The sequence below is a fragment of the Rhizobacter sp. genome, assembly GCF_031412075.1.
GTDB lineage: Bacteria > Pseudomonadota > Gammaproteobacteria > Burkholderiales > Burkholderiaceae_C > Rhizobacter.
Genome location: NZ_JANOCG010000531.1, coordinates 1 through 9,866 on the forward strand (window position 1 = coordinate 1; position 9,866 = coordinate 9,866).

Here is a 9,866-nt window from a genome sequence, read left to right on the forward strand (position 1 = left end):
GAGCATGGACGTCGTCACGCTGCTCTACCTGGTTGCCAGCGTCTGCTTCATCCAGGCCTTGAAGGGCCTGTCGCACCCCACCACCTCGATCCGCGGCAACCTGTTCGGCATGGTCGGCATGGCCATCGCCGTGGTGACCACCGGCGCGCTGATCTACAAGCTGTCCAAAGGCAACGTGCTCGGCCTCGGCTGGGTCATGCTGGGCCTGCTGGCCGGTGCGGCCTACGGCGCCTACCGCGCCAAGACGGTCGAGATGACCAAGATGCCCGAGCTGGTGGCCTTCTTCCACAGCATGATCGGCCTGGCGGCCGTGTTCATTGCGGTGGCAGCGGTCGCCGAGCCGGCCGCCTTCCAGATCGTCAAGAACGCCGGTGACCCCATTCCCACCGGCAACCGCCTGGAGCTCTTCCTGGGCGCGGCCATCGGCGCCATCACCTTCAGCGGCTCGGTGATCGCCTTCGGCAAACTCTCGGGCACCTACAAGTTCCGCCTCTTCAAAGGCGCGCCGGTGGTGTTCCCGGGCCAGCACATGCTGAACCTGGCGCTGGGCCTGCTGACCATCGGCCTCGGCCTGGTGTTCATGTTCACCGGCAGCTGGCCGGCGTTTTTTGCCATGCTGGCGCTGAGCTTCGTGATGGGCGTCTTGATCATCATCCCGATCGGCGGCGCCGACATGCCGGTGGTGGTGTCCATGCTCAACAGCTACTCGGGCTGGGCGGCGGCGGGCATCGGCTTTTCGCTCAACAACAGCATGCTGATCATTGCCGGCTCGCTGGTGGGCTCGTCGGGAGCGATCCTGAGCTACATCATGTGCAAGGCGATGAACCGCTCGTTCTTCAACGTGATCCTGGGCGGCTTCGGTGGTGAAGCGACCACCGCCGTCGCAGGCAGCGCCGAACAACGTCCGGTCAAGAGCGGCAGCGCCGACGACGCGGCCTTCGTGCTCGGCAACGCCGAAACCGTGGTCATCGTGCCGGGCTACGGCCTGGCGGTCGCCCGTGCCCAGCACGCCGTGAAGGAACTGGCCGCCAAGCTCACCGAGAAGGGCATCACCGTCAAGTACGCCATCCACCCGGTGGCCGGGCGCATGCCGGGCCACATGAACGTGCTGCTGGCCGAGGCCGAAGTGCCTTACGACCAGGTGTTCGAGATGGAAGACATCAATGGCGAGTTCGGCCAGGCCGACGTAGCGATCATTTTGGGCGCCAACGACGTGGTGAACCCTGCCGCCCACATCAAGGGCAGCGCGATCTACGGCATGCCGATCCTGGAGGCCTACAAGGCCAAGACCATCATCGTCAACAAGCGCTCGATGGCCGCCGGTTACGCCGGCCTGGACAACGAGCTCTTCTACATGGACAAGACCATGATGGTGTTCGGCGACGCCAAGAAGGTGGTCGAAGACATGGTGAAAGCCATCGAGTAAGGCTCCCCAGTCGCTGGCGCTCCTGCCCCCGGGGGCTGGGCCCGGACACATCTTGTCCAGTGGACAAGATGTGCCTGGCGAAGGGCTGGGCCACTGGCCCAGCGCGGCCTGCAAGGCACGCCTGGCGGACCGGCGAAGCCGGCTCCGCGGGCGTTGCTTGATGGGTGCGTTGCTTCGCTCGCACGTCACCGACCGTTCGGCCTGAGGTATCGAAGGCCTGTGCAGTAGTGCATGTCGGACAAAAAGAACACCCGTTCGACGCTCGAAACCCCTGATGCGGCTTGCGTCAGGTGTGCGTCAGAATCGCGCATTTCGCAAAAGCATTGCACCGGAGAATCTGATGGAAAAGACTTGGCTCAAGCAGTACCCCGCAGGCGTGCCTGAGCAGATTGACTTCAACCAGTACGCCTCACTGGCAGCCCTGATCGAAGAAGCGTTCAAGAAGAACGGCGCCGCCACGGCCTACAAGTTCATGGGCAAGGGCTTCAGCTTTGCCCAGATCGACGAACAGTCGCGTGCTTTTGCCGCCTACCTGCAGTCGCAGGGCCTGGAAAAGGGCGACCGTGTGGCGATCATGATGCCCAACACGCCGCAGTACCCGATCGCGGTGGCCGGCATCCTGCGCGCCGGCCTGGTGGTGGTGAATGTGAACCCGCTGTACACCCCGCGCGAGCTGGAGCACCAGTTGAAGGACTCGGGCGCGAAGGCCATCGTCATCATCGAGAACTTCGCCTCGGTGCTGCAGGCCTGCTATGCCGCGGTGCCCACGAAGAAGGTGATCCTCGCCAGCATGGGCGACCTGCTCGGCTTTCCCAAGGGCATGATCGTCAACTACGTCGTGCGCAACGTGAAGAAGATGGTGCCCGCCTTCACGCTGCCAGGCGTGGTGCGTTTCAACGACGCCGTGGCCGCTGGCCGCAAGGCGGCTTTCCGTGCCCCCGACCTCAAGCCGACCGACATCGCCGTGCTGCAGTACACCGGCGGCACCACCGGGGTGAGCAAGGGCGCCGTGCTGCTGCACCGCAACCTGGTGGCCAACACGCTGCAATGCGAAGCCTGGTACCAGCCGGCGCTGAAGAAGATTCCCGCGGGCGAGCAGCCCGTCACGGTATGCGCGCTGCCGCTGTATCACATCTTCGGTTTCACCTCGAACATGATGCTGTCGATGCGCACCGGCGGCTGCAACATCCTGATCCCCAACCCGCGCGACATCCCGGCGGTGCTGAAGGCGCTGTCGGTCGAGCGGGTGCACAGCTTGCCGGCGGTGAACACGCTGTTCAACGCGATGGCCAACCACGCCGACTTCAACACCGTCGACTGGAGCCACCTGAAGATCTCGGTTGGCGGCGGCATGGCCGTGCAGCAGGCCACGGCCAAGCTGTGGCTTGAGAAAACCGGCTGCCCGATCTGCGAAGGTTATGGCCTGTCGGAAACCTCGCCGTCGGCGACCTGCAACCCGACCGACAGCGACGCCTTCACCGGCACCATCGGCCTGCCCTTGCCCAACACCGAAGTGGTTCTGCTCGACGACGACGGCAAGGAAGTGCCCCTGGGCACGCCGGGCGAGATCGCCATCCGCGGCCCACAGGTGATGGCGGGCTACTGGCAGCGGCCTGATGAAACGGCCAAGGTGATGACGGCCGACGGTTTCTTCCGCACCGGCGACATCGGCACGGTCGACGCACGCGGCTACTTCAAGATCGTCGACCGCAAGAAAGACATGATCCTGGTGAGCGGCTTCAACGTCTACCCCAACGAGGTGGAAGACGTGGTCACGCAGATGCCTGGCATCCTGGAGTGCGCGGCGGTGGGTGTGCCTGACGCCAAGGCGGGCGAGGCCGTCAAGCTGGTGATCGTGCGCAGCAACCCTGCCGTCACCGAAGCCGATGTGCGCAGCTACTGCGAAGCCAACATGACAGGCTACAAGCGGCCCAAGGTGGTGGAGTTCCGCAACGAGTTGCCCAAGACGCCGGTGGGCAAGATCCTGCGACGCGAGCTGCGCGACAAGGCCTGACCCCGCAGCCACCCCGGCGCGCAGCGATCGCCTGCCGCGCGCCGGGAATGCATGACCTTTTCCCCGGCGCCGGTTCTAATACACACATAAAGCGGTGCCGCAATGCGCGCACCGAGCAACCGCCTCGGGTGAGCGCAATCCGCGCACACTTCGGATGTGCGATGAGATTTTCCGCTGGAGGTCGTCCGTGATTTGGTCCAAGACAGAAGAGGGAAGAGCAGAGATGCAGGCGCGCGCCCTGGTGAAGGAGCGTTCTCAACGAAACCTGCTGCTGCTGATCGACGGCGTCAAGACCGAAGAGATGCTGCTGGCCAACGTGACCGGCCTGAAGCCCGAAGACTTCAAGTTCCTCGAATCCCTGAACCTGATCGCTCCTGTGGCTGGCTCGTCGAACCGCTCCAGCACCGAAAAGCCGCCCGCGTTCGCCGAGACCGAGCCGGTCGACATCGGCCCTCTCGACTACCCGAAGTTCACCGCAGCGCTCACCCAGCTGATCTCCAGCGAGCTCGGCTTGCGCGGCTTCACGCTGACCCTGTCGGTCGAAAAAGCCAACAGCATCGAAGAACTGCGCGACGTCGCCACCCGCGTGCTCGACCAGATCCGCGACCGCAAGGGCCTGCCTGCCGCCGAAAAGGCCCGGCGCACCTTGTTCGGCGGCTGAGCCGAGGCCTCGTCGCGCCTAACGGCGAAAGGCCGGCAGGCGCTGGCGGCGCGTTTCAAACCACTGCGTCAAACCGGCATCGTTGAAGCCTGCGGCCAGCGCCTGGGCGCGCGACAGTGCGCCCTCGGCTTCGTCGGCCATGCCCAACCAGACGCAGGCGTTCCAGCGCTCCAGCTCCAGGAAGGCACGGTCCACGCTTTCACCGCCGGCGCTGTCATGCGCATCGAGCAGGGCCAGCCCGTCGATCGCATGCCGCCGCGTCAGATGCGGCTCGCCGAGCAGGGTGCAGGCTTGGGCACGCAGGTAGAGCGCACGCTCTTGCTGGACCCAGGTGCCGGCCCGTCGCCAAAGGCGCTCGGCCAGCTCGGCGCCGCAGGCGAGCGCCGCGCGCAAGGCGCCGTTGCGCAAGTCGTCGTCGCTGCGCTCCAGCATGCCGTTGGCGATGTTGTTGGCACAGGCGGCGGCTTGCGCATCCAGCGCCGTGCCAGTGGGCCAGGCGGCATACATCACCGGCGCCAACGCACGCAAGGCCGTCTGCCCCGCGTCGGCAGCACCTTGCGAGGGCGCGAGGTACATCGCCGCACCCAGGCTGATGAGTTCACGAGACCGCTCGGGCGCCGCCCCGCTCGATGAAGCCAGCGCCTCGACGGCCTGCTCCAGCGGCTCGGCAGCGCCTACCACCTGTGCCGCACAACCGAGCTGACGCCACAACACGGGCACGGGGGCAGGCTGGGCGAGCGTCATCAGCTGCCGTTGGCCAGCCAGCGCCTCATCCCACGCGGCCAGCTTTTCACCCAGCACGTGGTTGAGCAAGAAGGCGTAATTGGGCCAACGTTCGGCCGGCAGTTGCCTTGCATCGATCTCGCGCAGCAACGCCGCGCCGCGTGGCGGGTCATCGTCGTGGCAGGCGTCGGCTTCGTCGAGGCGTTCGATGTCGGTGGTCATGTCGAGGCTCCCTGTGCGCCACTCTAGCTGAGGCACACTCGCCGCATGCCTGCCCGCCTGTACGTCGAACAGCCGCTTCACGCCGACACCCTCATCACCCTGCCACCCGGCCCGGCGCGCCATGTGCAGGTGCTGCGACTGCAGCCCGGTACCGAGATCACGCTGTTCAACGGCCAGGGCGGCGAGTGGCGGGCCACCGTTGCGCAGATGGGGCGCAGCGAGGTGCAGGTGCAAGTGCAGCAGCACGACCCGGTCGACCGCGAGCTGCCGCACCCCATCACCCTGGCCATCGGCATGCCGGCCAACGATCGCATGGACGCGCTGGTCGAAAAAGCCACCGAGCTCGGCGTGAGTGCGATCCAGCCGCTGCTCACCGAACGTTCGGTGTTGCGCCTGAGCGGCGAGCGCGCCGAGCGCCGGCTGGCACATTGGCAGGCAGTGGCGGTGGCCGCGTGCGAACAGAGTGGGCGCACCTGTGTGCCCAGCCTCGCCCCGGTGCGCACACTGGCCGACTGGTTGCGCGAGCGGCCGGCGTCACAAGGTGAGCAGCGCTGCGTGCTGAGCCCGCGCGCCACCCGCACACTCACACCGATGACGGGGCCGGCGGTGTTTTTGAGCGGCCCCGAAGGCGGTCTCACCGACAGCGAAGTCGCACTCGCCGAAGCCGCCGGTTTTGCCCCGCTGAGCCTGGGCCCGCGCGTGTTGCGCGCCGACACCGCGCCGCTCGCCGTGCTGGCACACCTGGCCCTGTCATCGCTCTGAAGAAAAGCGCACGGCCCCATGAACACACCGCTGCTGTGGCTGACCTTGTGCCAGGGCTTCTTTCTCATCAACAACGTCACCTTCATCGCCATCAACGGCCTGGTGGGGCTGCAACTCGCGCCCACACTCTGGATGGCCACCCTGCCGGTGATGGGTTATGTGGCCGGTGGCGCGCTCTTCACCGGCCTGGTCGCACGCCACCAGCGTGCCTGGGGCCGCAAGCGCAGCTTCCAGGCCGGGCTGGTGGTGGCCATGGCGTCGACGGCGGTGTGTGCCTGGGCAGCGATCCAGCACAACTTCTGGCTGCTGGTGGCGGCTACCGTGGTCGCGGGTTACTACAACGCCAACGCCGGCCTTTACCGTTTTGCGGCCGCCGAACTGGTGGCACCCGCCTTCAAGGAGCGTGCGATCTCGTGGGTGCTGGCGGGCGGCATTCTGGGGGCCGTGGTCGGGCCACAGCTGGCCAACGGCACGCGTGACGTGTTGCCCGCACCCTTTGCAGGCGCCTACGTGGCCCTGGTGGCGGTGGCCTTGCTGGCGCTGCTGGTGATTTCGTTCATCCCGTTCCCGCCACTGCCGTTGCCCACGCCCGAGAAGCCCGGCCGCCCCTTGCGGGAGATCGCGCGCCAGCCGGTGTTCATCGTGTCGGTGGCCGCGTGTGCGCTGGGCTACGGTGTGATGAGCCTGTTGATGACGGCCACACCGATTGCCATGGCGCAGTGCCAGCACCCCTTCTCTGCCGCCGCGTGGGTGCTCGAGTGGCACGTGCTGGGCATGTTCGTGCCGAGCTTTTTCACCGGCAGCCTGATCAAACGTTTTGGCGTGATGCCGATTCTCGCGATCGGCCTCTTGCTCAACGTCGCCTGCGTCGCCATCGCCTTGCACGGCATCGACCTGATGCACTTCACCAGCGCGCTCTTGCTGCTGGGCGTGGGCTGGAACTTCCTCTACATCGGCGGCACGACCTTGTTCACCCAGGCCTACCGGCCGGAGGAGCGCACCACCGCGCAGGCGGCGCTCGATTTCTGGGTCTACCTCACGATGACGGTCACCGCCTTCAGCTCGGGTGCCCTGGTCACCACCGGCGGCTGGGCCTGGATGAACTGGGCCAGCCTGGTGCCGCTGGCCCTGTTGGCCGCAGCACTCATCTGGCTGTGGGCGCTGCAACGAAAAGCGCCGACCCGGGCCGCCACGGTTTAGCCCCGGCCCGGGTGGTGTTGGTCCGTGCGCACCTGGGGGCCGGCGGCAGCGGGGTCGTCGAACACCTCCAGCAACAAGGGCGTGAGCCCGCGCATCGGGCCGAGTGAGGCTGCGGGGGGCTGCAAGCCCGGCGTGAAACCGCGCGCGATGAAGCGCTGCAGCAGCAGCGGGTCGTCGCAGATCACATGCACCGGCACGTCCCAACTCGCGTTGGGTCCCGACACGGCAGCAAAAGGCTGGTGATCACCCACGACGATGAGCACCAGCTTGCGCGGCGCATGCTGCGCCAGGTAGCCGCCGAGCCAGGCGAACTGGTAATGCAGCGAGTCGAGATAGGGCGTGGCCACCTCGCTCCACGACACCTCGGCCTCCAGGGCCGCAGCGTGTTGCGCGGGCGTGTAGGCGTCGGCCTGCGCGGCACGCGCGCCGTCTTCAAGATAAGGCGGCAGCGGGCGAAACGGCGCGTGGGTGTTCAGCGTGGGGAAGACCATGAAACGCGGCGCACGCTCGGCCAAGGGCCGCTCCAGCTCCTGTGCATGCAGCAGCGCCATCGCCGCCTGGTCGGGCACATGCCAGTAGCCGAAGGCCGGGCCCGCATAGCCGATGCCATTCACATCGGCGATGCGGTCGAAGCCGTAGAAGCTGCCCTCGGGCCAGGGCCGCTGCAGCCCCGGCATCCAGCCCACCGTGCGGTAGCCATGGCGCGCGAAATGCCCGACGAGTGTCGGCCGCTCGCTCCTGAGCAGCAGGTCGTTGTGATGCGGGTCGCGGGTGTCCACCCCCGACAGCAGGCCGGCATGCGCCAGCCACGATGCGCCGCCGAAGGTGGGTGACTCCACGCGCGCCGACACCACGCCGCGCCCGCTGGCGCGAACCGCCTGCGCGAACTGCTCGCGTGCAGACTGCAGCGCGCGGGCCTTGGCCGGGTCGTCGAAGCTCGTCATGCCATACGACTCGGCGAACAACAGCAACACGTCGGCACCCTGCAAGCGGCTCAGGTTGCCCGTGAACGCCGGGCTGGGCGACAGCACGGCATCACCGCTGGCCGGCCACAGCGCCGCCGGCAGCAGCGCCAGCTGGCGCGCGAGCGTCGGGCTGAGCGGCAGCGAAAAATACCAGCGTGTGTCGGGGCCCGCCGGCTGGTACGAAATGAAGCTGAGCGTGAGCGCCAGCCCGGCCAGCAGCAAAACCGGCTGCGGCGCGCGCCAGGCGAGGCACTCGGCCAGCGTCGCAACCGCCCGGCGGGCGAGCCGGTACAAGGCATACACGCTCAGCAGCACCAGCACCAGTGTGGCCGCGACCTGCCACCACGCCACCGGCTGCAGCGCCAGTTGCAGCACCTCGGCGGCGTGGCGACCGTCCCAGTAGAAGTTGAGCGGGCGACCGAACACCGCAGCCGCCGTCACGTCGACATAACGAAGTGCGCCGCACCCCAGCACGGCCACTGCGAGGGCCGAGGCCGCGCGCGCCGACAGTCCACCGCGCCAGGAGACCCAGCCCATCAGTGCCAGCACGCCCAGGCAAAACTCGAACGAGAGCCGCGGCATGTAGAGCACCCCGAGCCCCGGCCACCGGTTCTCGAAGGTGAACAACAGGTTGAGCAGGAAGAAGGCGACTGCAAACCGCAGCAGCCAACCCGCCCACACCCGGGCGCTGCGCCGAAGGGTCGGCGCCGTCAACGCAGAAGGCTCACTGCCGCACCGCCTCGAACTCGATCTGCATGTGCACCTCGTCGCCCACCCAGCCGTTGGCCACGGCGTAGTTCATGCCATAGGCACTGCGCTTGAAGACACCGCGCGCCGACACGCCCATCACATAAGGCTTGCCACCGAGCGGGCCGGTGCCGATGGGCGAATCGGCGCTCTTGTTCCAGGTCGCCTGCAAGGTGACCGGCTGCGTCTTGCCGATCAGCTGCAGCTGGCCCGCGATCTCGAAGGTGCGGTCACCAGTGCGCTTGGCGCTGGTGGCGGTGAACACCATCTTCGGGTGCTCGGCGCTGTTGAGGAACACCGGCCCCTTCAGGTGCTCGTCGCGCTTGGTGTGGTTGCTGAACACGCTGGCGGTGTCGACCTCGACGCGCACCTCAGAGAGCGCGCCGGTGGCCTCGTCGAAGCGGTAGCTGCCGCGCGCCGTGCGAAACATGCCCTGCACCTTGGCGTAGCCGATGTGCTCGACCAGGAAGCCGATGGCCAGGTGGCTCGGGTCGATCTCATAGCGGGCCGGCTCGGCGCGGGCCGCGCCTGTGGCGCACACCAGCAGCACCATGGTCAACCAGGCGCGTGATGAAGAAAGAAGAACTTTCATGTCGATGACTCCAGCAGATGGGCTCGCGTCTTGGCAAGCGTTCGCACATCAACCGCGAAAGACCAGGCCAGCACCAGCACGCTGGCGGCGGCCAGCGCCGATGAGAGCATGTGCGGCACGATCGGCCCGAGGCAGACGATCAGCGTGGTGATCTGCGCCACGCACACCGCCTTGCGCCGCAGGCTCGCAGGCAGTGTGCCCGACAACCAGGGCCACAGGCGGGCGGCCGCCACGAAGGCATAACGCATCAGGCCCGCGGCCAGGACCCAGGCGCCTGCCTTGTCGAAGTGCACGATCAGACCGCACAGCACCAGCGTGAGCCAGGCATCGGTCTCCATGTCGAAGCGCGCGCCGAAGTCGCTGGCCTGGCCGCTGCGTCGGGCAAGGGGGCCGTCGGCGGCATCGAGCACGGCCGTCACGGTGGCGGCCACCACGATCACCCAGGCGATGGTGTCGGGCTGCCCCAGCGGCTCACCGACCACGGCGGCCAACAAGGCCGACAAGGCCATGCGCAACAAGGTCACCCGGTTGGCGGGGCCAAAGCGCGGGTGAGG

General features: G+C 67.3%; 9 protein-coding genes. 5 read left to right on the forward strand and 4 right to left on the reverse strand.

What is annotated here, in order from left to right:
• The 3 genes from RMO40_RS19825 to RMO40_RS19835 all read left to right on the forward strand — a co-directional run.
• The coding region (locus RMO40_RS19825; protein ID WP_309725045.1) for an NAD(P)(+) transhydrogenase (Re/Si-specific) subunit beta at positions 1–1,426 on the forward strand (1,426 nt) is incomplete at its 5' end.
• Between the two features lie 340 nt (positions 1,427–1,766).
• Positions 1,767–3,440, forward strand: a complete 1,674-nt coding sequence (locus tag RMO40_RS19830; protein ID WP_309725047.1) for a long-chain-fatty-acid--CoA ligase — start codon at positions 1,767–1,769, stop codon at positions 3,438–3,440.
• 223 nt (positions 3,441–3,663) lie between these two features.
• Positions 3,664–4,101: a hypothetical protein gene (locus tag RMO40_RS19835; RefSeq protein WP_309725049.1), complete on the forward strand. Its 438-nt coding sequence runs from the start codon at positions 3,664–3,666 to the stop codon at positions 4,099–4,101.
• Between the two features lie 18 nt (positions 4,102–4,119).
• Here the strand turns inward: RMO40_RS19835 and RMO40_RS19840 are convergent, their stop codons facing one another.
• On the reverse strand, positions 4,120–5,046 hold the full coding sequence (locus tag RMO40_RS19840) for a hypothetical protein (RefSeq protein WP_309725051.1): 927 nt from the start codon (positions 5,044–5,046) through the stop codon (positions 4,120–4,122).
• Positions 5,047–5,091: 45 nt separating this feature from the next.
• Between RMO40_RS19840 and RMO40_RS19845 the strand changes: the two genes are divergently transcribed.
• Both RMO40_RS19845 and RMO40_RS19850 read left to right on the forward strand, forming a co-directional pair.
• The gene (locus RMO40_RS19845) at positions 5,092–5,808 is read left to right on the forward strand and encodes a 16S rRNA (uracil(1498)-N(3))-methyltransferase (RefSeq protein ID WP_309725054.1); all 717 of its coding nucleotides are present in this window, start codon (positions 5,092–5,094) and stop codon (positions 5,806–5,808) included.
• Between the two features lie 18 nt (positions 5,809–5,826).
• The gene (locus RMO40_RS19850; RefSeq protein WP_309725056.1) at positions 5,827–7,008 is read left to right on the forward strand and encodes an MFS transporter; all 1,182 of its coding nucleotides are present in this window, start codon (positions 5,827–5,829) and stop codon (positions 7,006–7,008) included.
• On the opposite strand, the gene RMO40_RS19855 is transcribed toward RMO40_RS19850, so the two are convergent.
• The 3 genes from RMO40_RS19855 to RMO40_RS19865 all read right to left on the reverse strand — a co-directional run.
• Positions 7,005–8,687: a hypothetical protein gene (locus tag RMO40_RS19855; RefSeq protein WP_309725057.1), complete on the reverse strand. Its 1,683-nt coding sequence runs from the start codon at positions 8,685–8,687 to the stop codon at positions 7,005–7,007. The genes RMO40_RS19850 and RMO40_RS19855 overlap by 4 nt on opposite strands.
• Before the next feature lie 10 nt (positions 8,688–8,697).
• On the reverse strand, positions 8,698–9,312 hold the full coding sequence (locus tag RMO40_RS19860) for a YceI family protein (RefSeq protein WP_309725059.1): 615 nt from the start codon (positions 9,310–9,312) through the stop codon (positions 8,698–8,700).
• A partial coding sequence (locus tag RMO40_RS19865; RefSeq protein WP_309725062.1) for a CDP-alcohol phosphatidyltransferase family protein occupies positions 9,309–9,866 on the reverse strand: 558 nt, incomplete at its 5' end. The genes RMO40_RS19865 and RMO40_RS19860, both read right to left, overlap by 4 nt.

What these genes read in the sequence shown, in the direction of transcription:
- RMO40_RS19830 (WP_309725047.1), top strand. Translation starts at nt 1,767, where the DNA reads ATGGAAAAGACTTGGCTCAAGCAGTACCCCGCAGGCGTGCCTGAGCAG.
- RMO40_RS19835 (WP_309725049.1), top strand. Translation starts at nt 3,664, where the DNA reads ATGCAGGCGCGCGCCCTGGTGAAGGAGCGTTCTCAACGAAACCTGCTG.
- RMO40_RS19840 (WP_309725051.1), bottom strand. Translation starts at nt 5,046, where the DNA reads ATGACCACCGACATCGAACGCCTCGACGAAGCCGACGCCTGCCACGAC.
- RMO40_RS19845 (WP_309725054.1), top strand. Translation starts at nt 5,092, where the DNA reads ATGCCTGCCCGCCTGTACGTCGAACAGCCGCTTCACGCCGACACCCTC.
- RMO40_RS19850 (WP_309725056.1), top strand. Translation starts at nt 5,827, where the DNA reads ATGAACACACCGCTGCTGTGGCTGACCTTGTGCCAGGGCTTCTTTCTC.
- RMO40_RS19860 (WP_309725059.1), bottom strand. Translation starts at nt 9,312, where the DNA reads ATGAAAGTTCTTCTTTCTTCATCACGCGCCTGGTTGACCATGGTGCTG.